We start from the raw sequence: 21,815 nt of genomic DNA, 5'->3' as shown, positions 1-21,815 counted from the left end.
CAACTGATCTGTGTTTATTTCTGTTCATCTATGCTTTAATTGTCAAAACTTGGGCATAACCCAACATCCATCATCTAAACACTGCTCATGATTGACATTGACGGTTCCTACGGGGAGGGAGGCGGACAAGTTCTCCGTACTTGCTTAAGTTTAGCTGCTATTACTGGTGAACCTATTCGCATTGCCAATATTCGCGCCGGACGCAAAAAGCCAGGACTAGCGGCTCAACACCTCACGGCAGTTCGGGCGGCGGCGAAGATTTGTCAGGCGCAAATACAGGGCGATGCTTTAGGTTCGATGATGCTGGAATTTATTCCTAGTAGCCCAGTACAGGCAGGAAACTATACTTTTGATGTCAGTGAAGTGCTAGAAAGTGGTTCGGCTGGGGCAATTACTTTAGTTTTACAGACAATTCTCTTACCTTTAGCTTTAGCCAAGGGCAATTCTCAGGTAATATTACGCGGTGGGACTCATGTCATCTTTAGCCCAACCATGACATATATTGAGCAAGTATATCTGCCTATGCTCAAGGGTATGGGAATCAAAGCATCTGTCAAATTAGGTGCGTGGGGGTGGTATCCTCAAGGCGGCGGAGAGGTAGAATTGCAGGTGAGTGGTGGAACACAACTCAGTAGCATACATTTATTAGATCGCGGCAATTTACGCCAAGTCCGGGGACTGGCGGTGGTGACGGAATTACCTGCTCATATTCCTCAACGTATGGCTAACCGGGCTGAGAAGATATTACGTATTGCTGGGTTAAAGGCTTCTTTACAAGCTTTACGCGAAAAAGGTGTCGCACCGGGAGCCGGAATTTTTTTGACAGCGGAATATGAGAATAGTTTGACCGGATTTGGTGGATTTGGGCGATGGCGGATGTCATCGGAAAAAGTGGCAGACATTGCTTGCGAACAACTGCTGCATTTTCACCAAACAGGTGCGCCTGTAGATGAGCATTTGGGAGATCAGTTAATTTTGCCAGCGACTTTGGCTACAGAAGAAAGTCAATATAGAGTGGCAAATGTTAGTACTCATTTAACAACCAATGCAACGGTGATTGAAAAGTTTGGACTGTCACGGGTAATGGTGGATGAGGTGGAAAAGATTGTGAAGGTTATACCAATATCTCATGCAGAGACGCGGAGAGTAAGAGTTTGAGAGATATTTTACGGAAGTTCTCATCTATAAGTCACAACCAAGACGTTTAATCCTGTTACCTGTTCTCTACTAAACAATCCAAAATTGGTAAACCACACCTTTAAGGACGGTTAGCACAACTCTTGGTTGATTTTAATATTTGTTATGTTTCGTTACACTAAATACATCGAGAGTGAAGTGAATCTCTCGCCAGCATTCAAAGGTGAACGACATGAATGGCACAATTCGCGTTGGTAATCTCTTCGGGATTCCGTTTTACATCCATCCGTCCTGGTTTTTGGTTTTTGGCTTAGTAACCTGGAGCTATAGTAGTGGACTTTCAGCCCAATTTCCCCAATTGTCTGGGGGGTTAGCTTTGCTACTAGGATTGATGACAGCGCTGTTATTGTTTGGTTCTGTCGTCGCCCACGAGTTAGGACATAGTTTTGTCGCTTTGCGCCAAGGAATTGATGTTAAATCAATTACATTGTTTATCTTTGGTGGTTTAGCGAATTTAGAAAAAGAATCGGATACTCCCGCCGGCGCTTTTTGGATTGCGATCGCCGGGCCGTTAGTTAGTTTATTATTATGTGGAATCGTGACGATACTGGGTGTAACAACTGCGGTATCTGGGCCACTGGCGGCAATTCTTGGTGTTTTAGCTTCCGTTAACTTAGCTTTAGCACTGTTTAACTTGATTCCCGGCTTGCCTTTAGATGGCGGTAATATCCTCAAAGCTCTTGTTTGGAAAATCACAGGTAATCCCTATAAAGGTGTGAGTTTTGCCAGCCGAGTTGGACAGGTTTTTGGTTGGGTAGCGATCGCTTCTGGGATAATTCCTCTAATATACTTTGGCAGCTTGGCTAATGTTTGGAACTTGTTAATCGGTTTCTTCTTACTGCAAAATGCGGGGAATTCCGCCCAATTTGCTAGAGTCCAAGAAAAACTCAACGGCTTAACCGCCGCAGATGTCGTCAATAATCATAGCCCCATCATCTCTGCAAACCTCAGCCTAAGACAATTTGCTGATGAACAAATTCTCCACAAACAAGACTGGCGACGCTTCTTAGTCACAGATGATGCGGGACAATTAGTCGGCGCAGTTACTCTAGATGACTTGCGGAATATTCACACCGCACAATGGACAGAAACTCAAGTGCAAGAAATCATGCGCCCAGTTGCTGCATCCAACACAGTCAAATCAGATCAACCTCTCTTAGAAGTCATCCAGCTATTGGAACAACAAAAACTCTCAGCCTTAGCTGTAATTCGAGAAAATGGCGTACTAGTGGGGATTTTAGAAAAAGCGGCGATTATTCAACTCTTACAAGGTCGAGCTTTAACTAACCCTGCATAGATATCTCATCACTAAATACTCCTTCTCAACCCTCTCTCAGTCAATCTGAGGGAGTTTTTTTGTGGGCTTTTGAGGATGATTGCTGATGACGGGGTTTAAATCCTCGTCCACTGTTCTCTATTCCCTGTTCCCTTTAATCTGCATCTATGCCCAATTCTTGCAACTTTGCTAATAATACTGCTTGACGCTGGCGTTCAATTTCTAATTGAGCGATCGCATCATCCGCGCGTTGACGTTCTTGTTCAGCACGTTGATGTTCTTGTTCCGCACGTTGGCGTTCTTGTTCGGCTTGTTCAGAACTCCACAGCAACAAATTACCGGCTGTATCCCACCACCGCAACCAATAAATATTCATTCCTAAGCGAGTTCCTTGCCAAATTCCTAAAAATAATTCCATTTCAGGAATCCAAAATTGTCCTGATTCTGTCGGTTGTTGTAAAACATATCGTCCATTTTCTAGACGATGTACTTCTAAGCTGACTTCGTAAGGATTGAAAATTGCATAGACGGGAACTTGCAAGATTTTTTCGTAAAAGTAGAGTTTCCCATAGGGAAAGGTGGGACGAATTGAATATTCTCCGTTGTCGGTGTCGGAAAGAAACTCCATCACCACAGCGATGTTTTCACCTTCTATATTGGGTGTATAGCTGCGCCGAATGACACCTGTACCCACTGGTGAAACGCTTGGTACATATAACCAATCAGGTGCTTTAACAACAGTTTTTTGATTGATATTGGCGACGATACCAAAATTAGATGCAACCAACATCTGAGGTTGAATACGATTGGCTGTATGCAAAGCTTCTGTTAAAGCAGCGGCTAAAAACGGCTGTTGAATATTTTCCACTGGATCATCGGGCAGAATAAAATCATCTGGGAGTTTTTCCCAAGTGACGACAGGGGTTTGGCGCTGAGGTGCGGCTAGAACCATGATGGTTAAAATGTCGCTTGTAGGCTTGGGGACTAATGCCAATATTTTACAGTGCTTTTTAGATGCTTGAAATCAACTAAGTATCGAGAGTTTGTCTGTGAAAACAAAGTTACTTTTATGTCTAGTTAGGGAACTCTAGCAATTGAGGTATTGTTTCACAATATAAGGACTTACTCATGGATAAAACCATTGTTCAGTTGGTTGACGAGTTACCCAGCGATAATATTACTGTCAAAGTTTTAAAAGCCCTTGATTATGTAGCACCAGGACAGTGGGATAATTTGGTGGGTTTTGATAATACCGTGCGGGCGATTACTGGCGAAACAGATGCTAACGTGATTAAAAGAATCCGCGATCGCGCCGATAGTATATATCTAGATCCACAACACGGCTATCAAGCCGCTGTCAAACTTTATCAAATCATCGACAAAGCTGATGCAGCAATGGGCGCTGCGGCTTTAGCAAACAAAGTTAGTGAAAAAATCAGTTTTCTCTCTTTTTTAGGCAATATTACCCCCAAAGCCGATGTCACGCAAACAATTGACTTAGTTCTCAAAATTGCGGTCGAAATCATCGCCTTTTGCAAAATCAACGGAATTCCTCAACCAAATCCCCAAGAATTCGCCAATATTCTAGCTAACAACTATCAAAATGCTTCCCTGATGCGGATGGCTGCATTGGTTTGTATAGATGGTATTTTACCTTTAGGCCCCGATTTCTTGATTAAAATTCAGGAACTGATTAGCGGTGCTGATGTTGGTAATGCGATCGCTCAAAATCCCATCTTTCAAGCTGTCAATAGCTCTTTACCAGGGAATACTCCCTCAGATAAAGTTGGTTTTATTGCCCAAGGTTTTAACTCTGTCCAAGGCTGGATGAATAACTTAGTCACCAAGACAGGTATCACACCCCAATCAGTTGCTAATGGTTTGAGTAGTTTTGTACAGATTGCTGACGATAATTTAGATTTTGTCGCCGCATTCTTAGATCAAACTACCAATTACTATGAGCATACAGGTATTCAAACTGTCGCCCGCAGCATAATTTTACAAGCACATACTTTAGTTAAAGCTGAAATTGCTGAAGAAGCCAAAAAGCCACAACAACAAGATACTTCATCTGCAACCAAATCTAAGTCAGATACTCCTACTCAGTATGAAGTGAATAACACAGTAGAAGTTTGGGACGAAGAAGACGAAGAATGGTACAAAGCCACAATTCAGAAAATTAAAGATGACCAATTCTTTATTAATTATGTTGGCTATGGTTCATCTTCCGATGAGTGGGTTGGCGAAGATGCGATTCGGATTCGTGCCTTAGAATCATCTGATGATAATGGATTTGCCGTTGGTCAAAAAGTCAAATGCTGGGATGAAGAAAACGAAGAGTGGTACAGCGCCACAATTGAGGAAATTCGGGGTCAGCAATACTTTGTACATTACCAGGGATATGATTCATCCTATGATGAGTGGCTTGATTTAGCAGAGATTCGCTAAATTTGGTCAGGCATTGAGTCTATTAAACATTGACTCAATGCCGAGAATATTTAAAACTTATGTTACGTAGTTTGACTTATATCTAAAAGCATTGGTTTTTGTGCTTTTTCGTCATTAGACTAGATTTAGCACAGGGTAAAAATATTAGAGGAAAATTATGATGAGCGATCGCGACTATACATTAATCTTAGACAAAAGCGGTAGTATGTCTACTCCTGACCAGGTAGGTGGTAGAAGTAGATGGGAGATAGCCCAAGAGTCTACTCTCGCTTTAGCCCGAAAATGCGAACAATTTGACCCAGATGGCATTACAGTTTATGTCTTTTCTGGCAAATTCAAACGTTACGATGATGTCACCTCAGCGAAAGTTTCGCAAATCTTCCTGGAAAATGACCCCGCAGGTACTACCAATTTAGCTGGTGTCCTCCAGGATGCAACTAACAATTATTTTCAACGCAAAGCCGCAGGTAAGACCAAAGCTAATGGTGAAACCATATTAGTGATTACCGATGGTGAACCAGATGATCGCAAAGCCGTTTTTGAAGTAATCATCCAAGCAACTCAGAAAATGGAACGGGATGAAGAATTAGGAATATCTATCATTCAAGTAGGCTCAGATGTACAAGCCACTAAGTTTCTCAAAGCTTTAGACGATCAGTTGCAAGGTGTCGGCGCTAAATTTGATATCTGCGATACCATTACTTTAGAAGATTTAGAAGATATGAGTCTTGCAGATGTGTTGATGAATGCAATTACAGATTGATCAATAGTCAGTCAATTTAGTTTAAGAAAAAAGACTAATGACAAATCACCAATAACTAATTGGAGAAATTTATTATGCTTGATAGCCGAGATTATACTTTAATTATTGATAAAAGTGGCAGCATGGCAACCCCAGACCAAAAAGGCGGTAGAAGCCGATGGGTTGCAGCCCAAGAATCTACATTGGCTTTAGCTAGTAAGTGTGAACAATTTGATCCCGATGGGATTACTGTTTATGTATTTTCGGGAAGGTTTAAGCGTTATGAAAATGTCACTACTAGTAAAGTTACACAAATTTTCCAAGAAAATGACCCATCAGGAACTACAGACTTAGCCGCAGTCTTAAAACACGCCACTGATGATTATTTTCAACGTAAGTCTTCTGGTACAACAAAGCCCAATGGGGAAACAATTCTAGTCGTAACTGATGGTGAACCCGATGATCGCAAAGCCGTTATGCGAGTAATTATTGAAGCTTCTCGGCGGATGGATAAGGATGAAGAACTAGGAATTTCCTTTATTCAAGTCGGTTCAGATCAACAAGCCACGCGCTTTCTTAAAGTCTTAGATGATGAACTGCAAAGCGCTGGGGCAAAATTTGATATCTGTGACACCATTACAATGGAAGATATGGAAGATTTAAGTTTGTCAGAAGTTCTGCTCAACGCTATTAAAGATTAAAAAGACAAAAGACTAGGCGTTAGTCTTTTGTCTTTTTGATTTTTGTCAACCCTGAGCAAAATTTAATTACGAATTAAAAAAATGGACTCTATTGATAAACTCTTGGCTCAAATCAAAGCGGAATATGATCCCATAAAACCTGCACCCGCACCACAACAATCTAAACCAGATGTAATCTCACCATTTATATCAACGCCATCTAAATCACAATCTATTATCGATAACATTTTGGCGGAAGTAAAAGCTGATGTCGAAGAAAAAGCCGCCGCCGAGGAATTGCAAAGACAACAAGAACTTGAACAAGAACGCATTCGACAAGAACAAATCAAAGCCCAACAATTAGAAGTTGTGCAAAAACAAGCAAAAGAATGGTTAAAGAAATTAGATCCTCTGTCACCAGAAGGATTATGGTTTGAAAGTTTTGCTGAAGGCTACCCCTCAAAATTAGCAGCCGCAGTTGAATATTTACAAAATAATTAAATAATCAAATTTCGAGTTTTTGTTGAGAATTAATCTGATATATAAAATATTTCTAGCAGCATCAAGAACACCATTGAAGTGACTCTTATTCTGAATCCTGAATTCTGACTCCTGAATTCTGTAGTAAATGCTCAACAGCCCAGTCGTGCATAGCATAAAGAATAGGTTTCAAACTTTCTCCTAATAGAGTAAGTGAATATTCTACTTTTGGAGGTATTTGTGCATAAACCTGTCGATGTACTATCCCATCTTCTTCCATTTCTCTCAATTGCTGAGTTAACATCTTTTGGGTGATTCCCGGTAAAGCTCTTTGCAATTCACCAAAGCGTTTCACTCCAGTAATTAACTCCCGAATAATTAAAACTTTCCAGCGTCCACCGATGACTTTTAGGGTAGTTTCTACTTCACAAGTTAGTCGGTGATCGGTCTCTGCTTCTGCTTTCATAGTTAACTTTTATTAATAACAGCATCGAATTAGTTGGTATAACAAAGCTACTACATTATCCACGCAGCTTGAAAAAAGTCCCGTTCGCAGAGCATAGCGTAACGGTAAGTTGAATGAACTAAAACGTTATTAGTGGCGTAGTTATCCACCAAACTGTGTAATTGTTGTGTGAGTTGTTGAAAATCTGCACTACTGTAGGTGATAATCCAATCTGCATAGCGATGGTTAAGTATGCCATTTCGAGCTAAATGTTCTCCCAAAAAGGCATACAGGCGCATACAGGGTGACATCGCCGCAGCTGTTATACCAACATCACTACCCCAAGCTGTAGCTAACAAAAAATCTGTGTAACGACGGGTGGCTGCGCCTGGTTCTACTGAACGCAAATCAACTCCCCACTTGGCTGCATAGCTTTGATGTAGTTGTAACTCCGCTAAAACTCCACCAACTAAATTGTGAAATATGCTAAATCCTTTCCAGTCTGGTGCTTTAGCGGCGGCGATGCTATAAGCACGGGCGAAAGCTTCTAAAAAGAAAGCATCTTGTCCTACATAGTAAGCAAAATTGGCTGGTTCAAGACTACCATCAGCGATACTTTGTACAAAAGGATGCTCTAGACAAGCTTGCCCTAAATCTTGATTGGCTACCCACAATTCATTGGATAAAGTCATTAGTCTGGAGCTTGTACCAAAAAATTCTTAAATTTATCCTAGCCGATTGTCAAACTATACTGGTCTACATCCTGGATCTTGTGTCGTCAAAATTATTAGTTGCTTATATAGTAAAAGAGGCAGAAAGCTTTCCTGCCTCCGTTGAAACTGCTTAAGCAGTTCAGTAATATTTCCATACTGATTTTTACACGTATCTATCTAACTTCACAATGTATACGCAACAATGTTTTAACTGTTGTTGATAAAATCTTTGTCTATAAACAAAACTAGTAAGGGCGTGTTATTGCTACGCCTATACTAGTTTAAGAGTATAAATGTTCTTCACACTAGCGTTCGGAACTCTGGAAGATCTAGACAAACTTAGTTAAGTTGAACCAAGGCGATCTCATCTGGCGGTAAACTACGCAATTGTTGGCAAAATTTGGCATATCTGTATAATTCTGCTTTGTGTGTATGAACTATACAAAAATGCCCCCTTGTAACTTTGCGAACAGCCGCACAAATCACATCTACTCTCTGTCAATCATAGCTGCCAGTAATCTTTGATTTAGTCAATCAAGATTCATGGACAATTAAAAATTAAAAACCAGAAAATTGATTTTTAATTTTTAATTTCTCCTTGCTAGTCTTAATTTGTGGTTTGTGCTGCTAACATCTGCTTCAGTTTTTCTAGTTCAGATGCCCAACGGGGATCTGGACGAATTGCATCTGATTCAGTTGAGGTGCTACTTTCGCGGCTACCACTGCTGCGTTTAGATTTCTTAGAGCCTTTCTCACGACGACTGCTGTCTTTGTTGCTGCTAGGAGTGGGACTACTATGTGTAACAGCTTTAGTAGGCGCTTGCTCTTCGCCTTCATCACCCTTGGTGCGGGGCAATGCTTTTTCTAGCTTAATTGGGGTATCTTTAAACATCTGACCATTATATTTTTCAATAATTTGATCAGCTTGTTCGTCATTATTGACTGTTAAGAACCCAAACCCACGACATTTACCGGTTTTTCGGTCTTTAATTAGTTTTGTGGTAACAGCATCGCCTTCAGCCGCAAAAACGGCTTGCAGGTCTTGACGATCTATTTCTTCTTTTGGCAAATTGCCTATATATAGGCGAACAGACATGAACTATACCTCCAGAGTTTAATGAACGTAGCAAGGCAAGAGAACAATCACTTGGTTTTGGCTTTTAAATAGATGCTTTTGATTAAATTTGCCATAAACCAATTTTTTACTCCAAACTGTCAACTTATACAATACAGTTTTTCGTTTGGATAAAGCTTGTATATTACGAAAGCGCATACAACGCTCAGTTAATACCACCTTAATTCTAAAATTTGTAAATTTATTAGCCTACTGTCTGCCACAGTAAACATTTTTTTGATGTCCTTGCCCGCAGAATTCAACACCATTCCCTACATTATCACGGTATCTTCTACGTAGCTAGTTCAGAACACACATTTCTGATTATATTGCGAATTAATAGTAACATAAAATACATTTTTTTCTCAAGAGCGGATATTTGAAATAAAAACCAGCCAATGGCTGGTCTAGCTGCTGTGTTGGGAGGATAAAAAATGGATTGGCGTAAGCAGTTACTAAGCTAAGATGCTAGGTTATGCTGGTTACTCAGAAATTGTTAATAAATGTAACACTTGTAAAGAAATGTTGCAACAAAGTCCAGAGTCAACAGTGAACAATTTCATTGTGGCTTTTTCTGACAGGGGACAGGTCATAGGTTACAGGTGACAGAGTTCAAAGCCTCTACCGATGTCCTAACTACCTTGGCTACAGCCATAACTGATTAAGCATTAACCATTGGCTAACCTAAGAGAAAAATGTAAGCGCCCCAAGCTTGTGCGGCTATGGCCAAAATGGTAGACCAAATGGGGTGAGGGCTATAAATGGTGGTTCCAGTTTGTGTTTGTACAGTCTGGATATCAATCCAAGGTGTTGCGCCGCGACGAAACCAGCCTGTAACAGTAATTTGCCGCCCAATCAAATCTGGAAGATGGACTTTCTGCCCCAAGCATAGCCAAGGAACGTGATGTAATTTCACTAAACCTGTGCTGGACTGCAAGATTAAGTCTTGCGCCAGAGAGTTCGCTGTGCCGGGACGACCTAATAATTTGCCCACCAGACAGACGCTTGTAGTATCAATGGGGATGGCGGAAGGATTGGCTAAGATGTTAGGTAAACTTTCATCAGCTTGCCAACTAGCAGTTTTGAGATTCGGAAAAAAAGCATTCATCCGAATGACTAAACCAATGCTAAAACCAATCAGTAAGCAACCACTAACAAAATTCCAATCTTCATAAATCCATTTCAAGTTCAAAAATTTGAGGCTGAAAGCGGTTTGCCAACTCAACCAAATCAATCCGGCAAATCCAAAACCTATGGGAATACCTAAAAATGGCGCGATTTGCAGTAAGAAGGATTGACGTGTTGTTTTAATAAACTGCTCACTATTAAAATGCACTTCGGTTTCTATGTGCCAGTGGCGGGCTATTTGACATAGCCATTGAATACGCTGGCCGAGTAAGGGGTGACTATTATTAATTGCCAGCCAGTGACGATAGGGATTGAGGTGATCCCACATCAGGGCAGATTCAAAGGAAATATGCCCGGCAATACTACCCAAAGATAGACTTTGTTGGTAGCTGATGGGCATGAGGAGATTTAAACTTTCTAATTGACAATTGGTGTGTTGTGATTGTTGGATATCATGGGCAATGCCGATCGCAATTTTTAAGAAAGCCCGAATTAAAGCGTTGGGATTACCCGTGATTTCGGCTGCTAGGCGATCGCTATAATAATGCCGCGATCGCGAAAACCATAAAGCCGTCCCCGTAAATAAACACCACATTCCATAGGCCAAACTAGCAAAAACGTTAAATGGCCATTGCCAAATCCCAGAAACGCTATTGCCCCATTGAGAAATTTGCTGATATAAGCGATAAATCGGCAAAGTCAGCAGCAATACCAGGGACATAACTAAATAATCGCCGTGGGCAATGTGTCCCAACTGAGTAGCATAGATGGTGGCAATTTCATCATCTGCCAGTTGATTTAATAGCCCTTGACTGACAACAATCCGCGCATTACGGGGCAAATTGCCGTAGGTTAAGACTATAGGTGTATTGATGGGGATAATTCGCAGGTGGGGTAATTGCCAGCGTTTTTGCTGACAGTAACGCTGGAGGACTCTGGCTGTTTCCCGACTGCGGCTGTGCAAGATATCTTTTGATAGGGGTTGCTGACTACAAAACCGAGTGAGTAACCAATCTAATAGCCACGGTGATAGGGCGATCGCACTAGCTAAAATGCCAATTACCACCAGCTTGGGGTCGCGGTAGAAAAACGGCAATGGTGCCAAATAGGGCAATTTGTCTAAAATTACATTCACCGATACCATTGCTAACTTCAAGAGAAACTCCATCACCCAAAACAAAGCGACGATGGTCAAGAGTGCTTGTAATCGCAAAGGCAGTAATTTCGGTTTACGTAAGGGTTGCCATACCTTAGCGCGTTTTGCTTGTCGCCAGTAAATATTTAGTTGTTGAGTTGGTGTATATTCATCTGACTCTGTAAACCGATTTTGTGAGGTTACAGGTGTTTCAATGAAGGTATTTTGATAATGATTTGAATGTACTGGTTTTTCCAGCAAAGGCTGTTGGATGCGTCCTGATGACACAGCCGATGAACTTGCTTTTGATGGTTGTGAAGATGCGGTAGAACTTTGACGATTTTCTACTTTTTTTTGTTGTTTACGTTTTGTTAAATGTGTTAAAGCGCGTTCTGCCCATTCTTGGACTTGGGGATTTTGGCTATCTCTCAGAGTTTGGCACAGGGCGATCGCCTTGCGGGCTTCGCCAGTGCGAGCATAAGCCATAACTAACCCAACACGAGCTTGTAAGCTAGTAGTGCTATTGCCTTTACTAATAGCCACAGGTTCTAGTTGAGCGATCGCTGTTTTGTAATCTCCCTGTTTGAGGGCAGTTAAACCAGCCTCCAAAGATGATTCAGAATATGAAGGCATAGAAATTCTGGCACTCCAATCTCTGCTAACTGATCGAATAAGGTAAAAGTAAAAAGGTAAAAGGCAAAAGTAAAGAAGAATAAAATTGCTCACCAGTACCTGGACTGCTGCGCCTCACGTTTTAGATATAAGATTTTCTTTTTACTTTTCACTTTTAGCTTTTGACTTTTGATCCACGGTGATATAACAACGCGACCCCGCGATGCCGTGGACATCAACTATACCCGATAAATAGGAGTCAGGAGTCAGAAGTCCGAAGTCAGGAGTCAGGAGTCAGAAGGGATTTATTCTGAATTCTGTATTCTGATTTCTGGATTCTTATTCAAGATTCCACTGATGATTGGCCATACAGTACCGGGGCGATCGCGCTTAATTTTAAATCTGGATGGTCTTCTTGTAACTGATGGCAATTCCATTCATTACGGAATAGCAACACTGGTCGATCCATGCTGTCTTTGACTGTGGTGGTGTTGAATAAACGTCCCACCTGATTCAACGCTTCCCACCCACCTGCTACCCAACGAGCGACGCTGTAGGGTAATACATCCAGAATGGTTTCTACACCATACTCATTTTGTAGGCGAAACTGCACCACTTCAAATTGCAACTGACCCACCGCAGCCAAAATTGGGTCGCGTTTGGCTTCATCAGTTGAGTACATAATTTGCACAGCACCTTCTTCGCGCAATTCCGAAATGCCTTTTTGAAATTGCTTAAATTTTGAGGGGTTGGGATTTCTCAGGGTAGCAAACAGTTCTGGTGAAAAATAGGGAATCCCCTCGTATTCCAACTTCTGCCCTGTGTAAATGGTATCGCCGATCGCAAAAACGCCGGGGTTGTTTAACCCGATGACATCACCTGGATATGCTACATCAATCGATTCCCGTTCTTGAGCAAAGAGTTTTTGCGGACGTGATAAACGTACAGCTTTGCCAGTGCGGGCATGATTGACTGTCATATCTTTTTCAAATCTGCCAGTGCAGACCCGGACAAAAGCGATGCGATCGCGGTGTTTTGGATCCATATTGGCTTGTAACTTGAAAACAAAACCCGAAAATTCCGGGTAGGTGGGGGGAACTTCACCAACGCTGCTGTTGTGAACACCTGGTTTTAAGGCACAGTCAAGGAAAGACTTGAGGAATAACTCTACGCCAAAGTTGGTCATAGCGCTACCAAAGAACACTGGAGTCATTTTGCCTTGATGCACCAATTCCAAATCTAGTTCCGGGCCGACTCCATCTAAAAGTTCCAGATCATTTTTGAGTTGGTAGTACAATTCTGCTTCTAGTAGTTGTTCAATTGTGGCATCACCCAAATCAACAACAGTATCCAGGGCTTCTTTGCTACCGTGGGCGCTACGTTCAAACAAGTGAATTTGTTGTTGCTGACGATCAAAAACACCCTTAAAGCGATCGCCCATCCCAATCGGCCAATTCACGGCGTAAGTCTGCAACCCTAGTTCCTGTTCAATTTCATCTAACAGTTCTAGAGGTTCTCTACCCGGACGGTCGAGTTTATTCACAAAGGTGAAAATCGGCAAACCCCGCAATTTGCATACTTCAAATAATTTGCGGGTTTGGGGTTCTAAACCTTTAGCCGCATCAATTAACATCACCGCATTATCGGCGGCGGCGAGAGTGCGGTAAGTATCTTCGCTAAAATCTTGGTGTCCAGGGGTGTCTAATAAGTTAATCTGACAATTTCGGTACTCAAATTGCAAAACAGTCGAGGTAATGGAAATACCCCGTTGTTGTTCCATCGCCATCCAGTCGGAGGTAGCTTTGCGCTGCGCCCGGCGGGCTTTTACTGCACCAGCTTCGTGAATCGCACCTCCGTACAGTAGTAGTTTTTCTGTCAGCGTCGTTTTACCCGCGTCAGGGTGCGAAATAATCGCAAAGTTACGTCGCAGTTCTACTGCTTGATGGAGTTCTGATTGAATTTCAGTTGACATAATTGACCTAAATGTACAGCTTACCTTGTTACTTTACTTAACTTAATTTTTCTCTACTTTAGTAAGTCTTTTAATCTTAAAACAACAAGGCTCGTGATAGGGTCAACAATAGTGCTGAGTACTGATTACAAAATTCTGCCCCCTAACCCCTCAAAGGAGAAACCTATGTACGACCCAGACAAGCGAAAGCTGTTATCTGCCTTATGTCATGGAGCGATTTTTTTGAGTACAACTTTTGTGTCAGTTGGGATACCGATCGCGATGCTATTTATTGCTAATGATCCGGTAGTGCTAGAAAATGCCAAAGAATCTATTAATTTTCACTTTAATGTGTGGATTTATGGAATTATTATTACAGCATTCATTTGGCTCACTTTTGGTTTGTTGTTTCCCCTAATTGGTATCGGCTATTTGCTGCATTGGGGGTTAACAATTTGGGCGATCGCCAGTGTGTTTACCAATCCCGATCAACCTTTCCGCTATCCCTTCATTTTCCGTGTTTTATAGCACATTCATGGTAGCTGCTCATCAAAGCTTGAACATTTTTAACAAAGAAATTCGCACAGCGATTTGCGGTTTAATGTCTTTATATCAGAATTAAAAATTAATATCTTTTTACTCAAACTGTTAGCTAGATGAAGTAGCAACCAAGTTGTAGAATACAAAATTGCCCTACAGCTTCATCAAGAGTAGGGCAAAGGACAGTTAAGCACTGTATTGTAGTTTGTCTGACAGTTGTAGAGTTTTTCTCTACTTTTGTGCCGCTTTGACTTGTGTCCATTACATCGTTTCCTTGCCAAAAATTATGTTTCCCATACAACGTCCCCGTCGTTTGCGTAGCCATCCCCAACTGCGCCGGATGGTACGTGAAACCATCCTCACCACCAACGATTTAATTTACCCGCTGTTTGCTGTACCAGGCGAGGGAATTGCCAAGGAAGTTAAATCTATGCCGGGAGTCTACCAACTGTCGGTAGACAAAATTGTGGAAGAAGCCAAAGAAGTTTATGACTTAGGCATTCCCGCCATTATTTTATTTGGCATTCCCGAAGATAAAGATATTGATGCTACTGGTGCTTGGCACGATTGCGGAATTGTCCAAAAAGCTGCCACTGCGGTAAAAACGGCAGTACCAGACTTAATTGTTATTGTTGATACTTGCTTGTGTGAATACACTAGTCATGGTCACTGTGGTTACTTGCAAGTAGGTGATTTAACAGGCAGAGTCCTCAACGACCCCACCTTAGAATTACTCAAGAAAACCGCCGTTTCTCAAGCCAAAGCTGGTGCAGATATCATCGCTCCTTCCGGGATGATGGATGGCTTTGTCCAGGCCATTCGGGCAGGATTAGATGAAGCCGGATTCCCAGATATCCCCATTTTGTCTTATGCTGCTAAGTATGCTTCGGCTTACTATGGCCCATTCCGCGATGCAGCCGATTCTACACCCCAATTTGGTGACAGAAGAACTTATCAAATGGACCCTGGTAATAGTCGGGAAGCCATTAAGGAAATTGAATTAGATATTGCCGAAGGCGCGGATATGCTCATGGTTAAGCCGGCTTTGGCTTATATGGATATTATCTGGCGGGTGAAGGAAGCGAGTAGCTTACCTGTGGCAGCTTACAACGTTTCCGGTGAGTATTCCATGATTAAGGCTGCGGCTTTAAATGGTTGGATTGACGAAGAGCGTGTAGTGATGGAAACCTTGACTGGCTTTAAGCGGGCTGGTGCAGACTTGATTTTAACTTACCATGCCAAAGATGCAGCTAGATGGTTGCGGTAAGTGCTTTTTGCTGAGTTATTATTGGGAAATCTCAGGGTTTGAGAGTGTAGGTGTTCAAAACCCTTACACCCTCAAACCCTTGATTTTTATTCTTATTGCTTAAGTCCTAATTTTATTAGTTTTAGCTTTGGTTAAGGTTGCATTGCCTGCCGCTGAAAATAGCAATATCATTCTCAAAATACACCGAACATAGAGCGATCGCTCACCAGAATGAAAATTAAGCAACCGCTTATATCAACAAAAATTAAACTCTATTAGAAGAATTCAACAATCGCCCATTTCAGTATCATCTGGGTGGTATAAAAAATTTATCAATATACTTTTAACCAATTGCTCACAGCAAGCATAGCAAAACAATTTATGAAATTTAACTATCTATTAACACCCGCACTGATTGGAGTTTCAGTGGCTTTTGTTCAACCACAAATGGTTGTGGCGCTTTCTTCTACGGAAGTCAGCAAAATCGCTAAAGCTATGACAGTGCTAATTGAAAATCAAAATGGTTCTGGTTCTGGGGTAATTATTCGCCGTGACGGTGAGACTTACACAGTGTTAACAGCGAAACACGTCATCGATAACCCAGATAAATATGCAGTTGTCACTCCCGACGATCGCCGTTATGAGTTAAAGTATGACACGGTGAAAAAGCTCCCAGGGGTAGATTTAGCTATTGGGCAGTTTAGCAGTAGTAAAACTTATCCTGTAGCGAAAATCGGCAACTCCGATGATATCAGCGAAGGTGCAACATCGTATGTCGCGGGGTTTCCTCGTCCAAGTGCGGCAATTTCTATCTCAATTTACAATTTCATTGAAGGGCGAATCACCGCCAATGCTTCTAAAGCCCTGCGTGATGGTTATGCTTTAGTTTACAACAACGACACCCTACCGGGGATGAGTGGCGGCCCGGTGCTGAATGAAAAAGGCGAATTAGTGGGGATTCACGGTAGAGGCGACACCGCAGAAAACTATCAAATTTCCGATAAAAATCCTGATGTAATAATTAAAACTGGCTTTAATTTAGGCATTCCCATTAATACTTTTTTACGCACCTTACCAAAAACTGAGGTAGGTGCAGTCAGTCAGCCTAAGCCCACCGCGCCAAAGGCAGATGACTTTTACATTCAGGGCGGGGATAAGTATAAAAAAGGTGATTACAAAGGGGCAATTGAAGCTTATAACCAAGCAATTAGCATCAATCCCAAGTATTCTTATGCTTACAATGACAGGGGAAATGCGCGTTATTATTTAGGTGATAAACAAGGTGCATTAAAAGATTACAATCAAGCTATAAAAATTAATCCTGAATATGCCTTTGCTTACTATAATCGCGGCAATATTCTCTATGATTTTGATGATAAAAGAGGGGCGCTGGCTGATTATAACCAAGCTTTGAAACTTAATCCTAATTATTCTTCTGCTTATAATAATCGGGGTAACTCCCACTATGCTTTAGGCGATAAACAAAGGGCGCTGGCTGATTATAACTTAGCAATTAAAACTGATCCGAGTAATTCTGAAGCTTATTACAATCGGGGAAATACTCGCGCTAGTTTAGGCGATAAGCAAGGGGCAATAACTGATTACAATCAAGCGATTAAGCTTAACCCTAATTATGCTTTTGCTTACAACAACCGTGGCAATACCCGTTATGATTTGGGTGATTATCAAGGCGCGATCGCCGATTATTCCCAAGCGGTGAAAATCAACCCTAATCATTCCTCCGCTTACAACGGTAGGGGTAATGCTCGTTATTACTTGGGCGATAAACAAGGCGCACTGAACGATTACACTTTAGCCTTGAAAGCTAATCCTAACAACGCCGAAGCTTATTATAACCGAGGCAATGCTCGCTCTGATTTGCAAGATTCTCAAGGAGCGATCGCCGATTATAACCAAGCAATTAAACTGAATACTAACTATTCTGCTGCTTACAACGGCAGAGGGAACGCCTTTTATTATTTAGGTGAAAAGCAAAAGGCACTTGCAGATTACAGCCAAGCCATCAAAATCGATATTAATAATTCTGAAGCTTACTATAACAGAGGCAATGTTTCCTTTGATTTAGGCAATAAACAAGGAGCGATCGCCGACTATACCCAAGCGATTAAAATTAATCCTAATTATGCTTATGCCTACAACAATCGCGGCAATACTAAGTATGATGTAAATGACTTGCAAGGAGCCTTAGCTGATTATAATCAAGCCTTAAAGCTGCTGCCTAATTATGCCTTTGCTTACTACAACCGAGCCAACGTTTACAAAAACCTGGGAGACTTAGAAGGTGCGATCGCCGATTATAATCAAGCAATTATCAATAACTCTAACTATGCCCAAGCCTACCACAACCGCGGTTTAGCTCGTTATGATTTAGGCGAACAGCAAGCAGGTATTGGTGATTTAGAAATAGCAGCTAATTTGTATAAATCACAAGGAAACGCATCTGCGTATCAGCAAGTTTTGGAATTAATTAGAAAACGTCAGCGTTAGATTTGACTAATTCGTAATTAAATTTATCCCTGTTCTGCCACTTTTCGAGATAAGCAAGTAGTAAATAAGTGAAATCATCCAGAAGCAAAAAAACGTTTAAATTGATTCAAGTTATGTCAATTTAAACAACTTTTCCGCGTTTAAATGATAAATCTTTTGCTTATCAGCATCACTCATCGGTGTACTTTCTATACCTTCCACAGCCTTAGCTGTAGATTCATAAGGATAATCGATCGCAAATAAAATTCGGTCAGCCCCCAAGACTGAAAGCGCAAACGTCAATGCTGGTGGCCAGTTGACACCGCTGGTAGCAATTACAAAGTTATCCAAAAAATATTCGCTGGGTTTCTTTTGCCGCTGTTTGATTTGACTCGAAGTATCTAACTTCGTCCAGGTTTGATTAGCGAAACGACCATCAATGCGTTGCATCTTCAGCTACTCGTTCAAGCGCCAATGTTAGGGGTTGACCAATATCTACGAAATCAAATTCGCCATCATGAAAACCAACCGACACACGGCTGAAAAAATCCCTCTGTGGTGGTGTTAAACTTTCTACTGTCACTTTTCAAGTGGCAGCATTTGCTGCACCAAAGCTGGTCACAATAGACAACGATGCAACCAATCCCGCTAGTAAACCTTTGCTGAGTTTGTTTAAGTGTATGTATTTATTTGTCATAATTTTTTTAAAGGCAAGCCACTCAAAAAATATCATGAGTTCAGTAATTTTTCTCATGTAATTTTGTATATAAAAGTCTAGTTAAACTCTGATAAAGAATTTGCAAGGTTTATACTAAAATAAGCCTTGTATTGTAGAATAGACCCTCTCTCGTGAGAGACCTACCATAATTAGCTTTAGCTGAATAATAATGCTACCTCTTTACTCTCCATTGAACTGGAGAGTTTATTATAAGATTCAGTAATCGTATCTCACGCACAGTTTGGTAATTATGTTAGCCTCAGCCGAAGCAAAACAAATTGGTGTAGTTGCGAAGGAAAGCGGCGTACCAATTAAAACTATTCGCTACTATGAAGAACTTGGTCTACTCAAATCATCAGGCAGAACCGAAGGTGGATTTAGATTATTCAACTCTGATGTTTTAGAACGACTACATTTTATTAAACGCGCTCAAAGTTTAGGCTTAACTTTGTCAGAAATTAAGGAATTTTTAAATGTTCATGACAGAGGAAAATTACCTTGTGAACACATCAAAATTAAATTAGAAGACAAGGTAAAAGCTATTGATGCACAAATTCAGCAATTACTTATCCTAAGACAAGAATTATCAGGATTACTGTCTGGTTGGGAAATCAAGCCTGATAATTCGCATTCAACTATTTGTCCCATTATTGAAAATGAGTCAGAATTTAATGACCCGATCCCGCACTGATGATGGCGATCGCACTACTCATACCTTTATACAAATCCAGGAATAGCGATCGCATCACTAATTCTGACAAGCAACTAAACAAAACGAGCGTGGAGGGATTTGAACCCCCGACCCACAGAACCGGAATCTGTTGCTCTATCCACTGAGCCACACGCCCTTAGTCTTCTGGATTATAGCATGGCTGTGATCAAATTTGCCTGGGAGTTAACATCAAATTTAAAGAAAATCAGCCGGGTTAATGGGTGTACCACGGCGGCGGACTTCAAAATGTAGGTGCGGCCCGGTAGAGAAGCCAGTAGAACCGACAGCAGCGATCGCCTGTCCCCGTTGTACGCCTTGTCCTTCAGACACAAACAATTCGCTGGTGTGTCCGTAGAGTGTCGTTAATCCGTTTCCGTGGTCGATGATTACGGCTCTACCATAGCCACCATACCACCCAGCAAAAATGACAGTTCCCGAATCGGCGGCGCGAATTGTACTACCATAACTAGCAGCAAAATCCAAACCTGCGTGAAAGCGGCGATAACCCAGAATTGGGTGTACCCGCCAGCCAAAGGGACTGCTAGTTGGTGCATTGCTAGGATAAGCAAACATTCCTGTTCCGCGAATAATAATGCTGTTGCGGCTGTTAGTTTTGCTGCGTCCTTCTAAGGCGGCGACTTTTTCTTCAATCAAGCTTTCCAGATTGTGGGAATCTCTTTCTAATTGATTTTCGGCGGTTTCTAAGGCGAGGCGATCGCTATTTAAGCGTTGAATGAATTCTGATTGTGACTGCGCTTGGGTTTGATAATCGGCTTTTTGTGCTAATAATTGCTGACGAATCAACGCAATTTCATTTTTTTGCTGTTCTACATCTGTTTTTTGCTGATTGATCTGGAGTGCTTGGAGGTTGAGTTTTGCTAAAATTTTCTGGTCTGCCTGATACACTAACTTTAATTGATGACGACGACTGATAAAGTCACTAATATTATGACTTTGCATTAAAACTGCCCACCCTTGACTAGCGTGCGATCGCTGGAGATAACGTAACCTGGCAACTGTGGCGACTTGTCGTTCTTCATAAGTACGTTGCGCTATGGCTAAATCAGCTTCTAGCTTTTGGAGGCGTTGGGTGGCTTGGGTTAACCGCGATTCACTATCTTGAATTTGATTATTTGTGGTGTTGAGATTTTTGTTGATGCCAGTTAAGCGATTTTGGGCTGCATTTTGCAAATTAGTCAAGCGATCGCGTTCCTGAATCACATTCTGGCGTTCTTGATTAATTTGTTGCTGCTGTTGTCGTAAAGTATCAACTGATGCTGATGTTGTTGCATATCCTGCCGATACTGAAATCAATACCAAACACACACACAAAACATAACCCAATCCCAGAAAAATGATCTTTAATGCTCTCATAGCGTGAGCCTAACCAAAGCAATGCTGCGAAACACTATGAGTATTCCCAAATTTCTCTTGTTTTGCTCAAAGTGCTATTTCTTGTCGAATATCTGAGAAGCTTGTATGAAAGTGGCGATCGCATTCCTAATGTCAGCTGTCGCATTCGCAATGTGAGTCATCGCATTCGTAATGTCAACCGTCACATTCACAATGTAAGCGATCGCATTCGTAATGTCATCTGTCGCATTCGCATTGCAGGCCAATTTTATAATTACATATAGCAATCTTATGTGATTTGGAAAAATTACTTTTGCTCAGAAATAGATAGATTGTATGAAAGCACGTATAGCAATTCTCTTAATTACTTTAGTTTTTCCAGGCGTTGTAGTAGTAGGAACATCACTTTATTGGTTTAACTTAGACTACGCAGCACTTCAAAAAGCTGAGAAGTATGTGCAAACATTGGTAGAAGAAAACAAAGTCAATGATAGGCAGCTAGAATACGCTTACCATCGTGCTTTTATTCATCGCATCAATGTATTCGCCGATGGTACGTGGGGACTACTAGGCGGTGTCATCACAGCCCTGGGAATACATGGATTAGTAACGATTAAGGAAAAGCCATAAAGAAAATATCTATTGTGAATAAGAAGATCCCCGCCTTCTTTAAGAAGTCTGGAATTTGAAGTCCAATATATAGAACTTACCTAACCTGAGTTCGGGATAAGAAAAAGGACAGGTAGTAAGCTGAAAATAACAACAAATCCAGCAGCCTGTCCTATGTTTAGTTTAGATGCTTTGTTCTGTCATGTAGATGATTTCTGTAAAGCGTTTG

The 21,815-nt window shown here is 41.4% G+C and carries 21 protein-coding genes and 1 tRNA gene; 12 read left to right on the top strand and 10 right to left on the bottom strand.

Annotated features, from left to right (window positions below; all coding sequences use genetic code 11):
• Window positions 1-87: 87 nt before the first annotated feature.
• A complete protein-coding gene (rtcA, locus tag IQ244_RS26600) occupies window positions 88-1,158 on the top strand; it encodes an RNA 3'-terminal phosphate cyclase (RefSeq protein ID WP_193899599.1) in 1,071 nt (356 codons plus the stop codon).
• 211 nt (window positions 1,159-1,369) lie between these two features.
• On the top strand, window positions 1,370-2,494 hold the full coding sequence (locus IQ244_RS26595; protein WP_193899597.1) for a site-2 protease family protein: 1,125 nt from the start codon (window positions 1,370-1,372) through the stop codon (window positions 2,492-2,494).
• A gap of 133 nt (window positions 2,495-2,627) precedes the next feature.
• On the opposite strand, the gene IQ244_RS26590 is transcribed toward IQ244_RS26595, so the two are convergent.
• Window positions 2,628-3,425, bottom strand: coding sequence for a Uma2 family endonuclease (locus IQ244_RS26590; protein WP_193899648.1), 798 nt, complete (start codon window positions 3,423-3,425; stop codon window positions 2,628-2,630).
• Between the two features lie 176 nt (window positions 3,426-3,601).
• Here IQ244_RS26590 and IQ244_RS26585 point away from each other — a divergent pair, with 176 nt between their 5' ends.
• From IQ244_RS26585 to IQ244_RS26570, 4 genes are all read left to right on the top strand, one after another.
• Window positions 3,602-4,921 (top strand): Tudor-knot domain-containing protein, encoded by a 1,320-nt coding sequence (locus IQ244_RS26585; protein WP_193899595.1) that lies wholly within the window; start codon window positions 3,602-3,604, stop codon window positions 4,919-4,921.
• Window positions 4,922-5,078: 157 nt separating this feature from the next.
• Window positions 5,079-5,684: a vWA domain-containing protein gene (locus tag IQ244_RS26580; RefSeq protein ID WP_193899593.1), complete on the top strand. Its 606-nt coding sequence runs from the start codon at window positions 5,079-5,081 to the stop codon at window positions 5,682-5,684.
• 74 nt (window positions 5,685-5,758) lie between these two features.
• Window positions 5,759-6,364, top strand: a complete 606-nt coding sequence (locus tag IQ244_RS26575) for a vWA domain-containing protein (RefSeq protein WP_193899591.1) — start codon at window positions 5,759-5,761, stop codon at window positions 6,362-6,364.
• Window positions 6,365-6,445: 81 nt separating this feature from the next.
• Window positions 6,446-6,844 (top strand): salt stress protein, Slr1339 family, encoded by a 399-nt coding sequence (locus IQ244_RS26570; protein WP_193899589.1) that lies wholly within the window; start codon window positions 6,446-6,448, stop codon window positions 6,842-6,844.
• An 85-nt stretch (window positions 6,845-6,929) separates the two neighbouring features.
• On the opposite strand, the gene IQ244_RS26565 is transcribed toward IQ244_RS26570, so the two are convergent.
• The 5 genes from IQ244_RS26565 to prfC all read right to left on the bottom strand — a co-directional run bounded on the left by IQ244_RS26565 (window position 6,930) and on the right by prfC (window position 13,942).
• Complete coding sequence (locus tag IQ244_RS26565; protein WP_193899587.1) at window positions 6,930-7,289, bottom strand: winged helix-turn-helix transcriptional regulator; 360 nt, start codon at window positions 7,287-7,289, stop codon at window positions 6,930-6,932.
• Window positions 7,290-7,339: 50 nt separating this feature from the next.
• Window positions 7,340-7,960 (bottom strand): TenA family protein, encoded by a 621-nt coding sequence (locus IQ244_RS26560; RefSeq protein WP_193899585.1) that lies wholly within the window; start codon window positions 7,958-7,960, stop codon window positions 7,340-7,342.
• A 628-nt stretch (window positions 7,961-8,588) separates the two neighbouring features.
• Window positions 8,589-9,077 (bottom strand): RNA recognition motif domain-containing protein, encoded by a 489-nt coding sequence (locus tag IQ244_RS26555; protein WP_193899583.1) that lies wholly within the window; start codon window positions 9,075-9,077, stop codon window positions 8,589-8,591.
• A 697-nt stretch (window positions 9,078-9,774) separates the two neighbouring features.
• The gene (locus IQ244_RS26550) at window positions 9,775-11,991 is read right to left on the bottom strand and encodes a M48 family metallopeptidase (RefSeq protein WP_193899581.1); all 2,217 of its coding nucleotides are present in this window, start codon (window positions 11,989-11,991) and stop codon (window positions 9,775-9,777) included.
• 322 nt (window positions 11,992-12,313) lie between these two features.
• Window positions 12,314-13,942 carry a peptide chain release factor 3 gene (gene prfC / locus IQ244_RS26545; protein WP_193899579.1) on the bottom strand — a complete coding sequence of 543 codons (1,629 nt, stop codon included), beginning with the start codon at window positions 13,940-13,942 and terminating at the stop codon, window positions 12,314-12,316.
• A gap of 165 nt (window positions 13,943-14,107) precedes the next feature.
• Here prfC and IQ244_RS26540 point away from each other — a divergent pair, with 165 nt between their 5' ends.
• The 3 genes from IQ244_RS26540 (at window position 14,108) to IQ244_RS26530 (ending at window position 18,215) form a co-directional block, all read left to right on the top strand.
• Window positions 14,108-14,449, top strand: a complete 342-nt coding sequence (locus IQ244_RS26540; RefSeq protein WP_193899577.1) for a DUF4870 domain-containing protein — start codon at window positions 14,108-14,110, stop codon at window positions 14,447-14,449.
• Between the two features lie 298 nt (window positions 14,450-14,747).
• Window positions 14,748-15,728 carry a porphobilinogen synthase gene (hemB, locus tag IQ244_RS26535; protein ID WP_193899575.1) on the top strand — a complete coding sequence of 327 codons (981 nt, stop codon included), beginning with the start codon at window positions 14,748-14,750 and terminating at the stop codon, window positions 15,726-15,728.
• Between the two features lie 360 nt (window positions 15,729-16,088).
• Window positions 16,089-18,215: a serine protease gene (locus IQ244_RS26530; protein WP_193899573.1), complete on the top strand. Its 2,127-nt coding sequence runs from the start codon at window positions 16,089-16,091 to the stop codon at window positions 18,213-18,215.
• A gap of 111 nt (window positions 18,216-18,326) precedes the next feature.
• Here the strand turns inward: IQ244_RS26530 and IQ244_RS26525 are convergent, their stop codons facing one another.
• Both IQ244_RS26525 and IQ244_RS26520 read right to left on the bottom strand, forming a co-directional pair.
• The gene (locus tag IQ244_RS26525) at window positions 18,327-18,644 is read right to left on the bottom strand and encodes an amidohydrolase family protein (RefSeq protein ID WP_193899570.1); all 318 of its coding nucleotides are present in this window, start codon (window positions 18,642-18,644) and stop codon (window positions 18,327-18,329) included.
• Entirely contained in the window at window positions 18,631-18,777 is a 147-nt protein-coding gene (locus IQ244_RS26520; protein WP_193899568.1) for a hypothetical protein, read from the bottom strand. The genes IQ244_RS26525 and IQ244_RS26520 overlap by 14 nt, the downstream gene beginning before the upstream one ends.
• A 385-nt stretch (window positions 18,778-19,162) precedes the next feature.
• On the opposite strand from IQ244_RS26520, the gene IQ244_RS26515 reads away from it, so the two are divergent.
• Complete coding sequence (locus IQ244_RS26515) at window positions 19,163-19,603, top strand: heavy metal-responsive transcriptional regulator (protein ID WP_193899566.1); 441 nt, start codon at window positions 19,163-19,165, stop codon at window positions 19,601-19,603.
• 84 nt (window positions 19,604-19,687) lie between these two features.
• Here the strand turns inward: IQ244_RS26515 and IQ244_RS26510 are convergent.
• Window positions 19,688-19,760 (bottom strand) — tRNA-Arg (locus IQ244_RS26510).
• Window positions 19,761-19,819: 59 nt separating this feature from the next.
• Window positions 19,820-20,998: a murein hydrolase activator EnvC family protein gene (locus IQ244_RS26505; RefSeq protein ID WP_193899564.1), complete on the bottom strand. Its 1,179-nt coding sequence runs from the start codon at window positions 20,996-20,998 to the stop codon at window positions 19,820-19,822.
• Between the two features lie 71 nt (window positions 20,999-21,069).
• On the opposite strand from IQ244_RS26505, the gene IQ244_RS26500 reads away from it, so the two are divergent.
• Window positions 21,070-21,261, top strand: a complete 192-nt coding sequence (locus IQ244_RS26500; protein WP_193899561.1) for a hypothetical protein — start codon at window positions 21,070-21,072, stop codon at window positions 21,259-21,261.
• Window positions 21,262-21,313: 52 nt separating this feature from the next.
• Window positions 21,314-21,607, top strand: a complete 294-nt coding sequence (locus IQ244_RS26495; protein ID WP_193899559.1) for a hypothetical protein — start codon at window positions 21,314-21,316, stop codon at window positions 21,605-21,607.
• Window positions 21,608-21,815: the final 208 nt, after the last annotated feature.

The sequence above is a fragment of the Nostoc sp. LEGE 06077 genome (assembly GCF_015207705.1).
Lineage (GTDB): Bacteria > Cyanobacteriota > Cyanobacteriia > Cyanobacteriales > Nostocaceae > Nostoc_B.
This window is presented reverse-complemented; position numbering and strand designations above follow the sequence as displayed.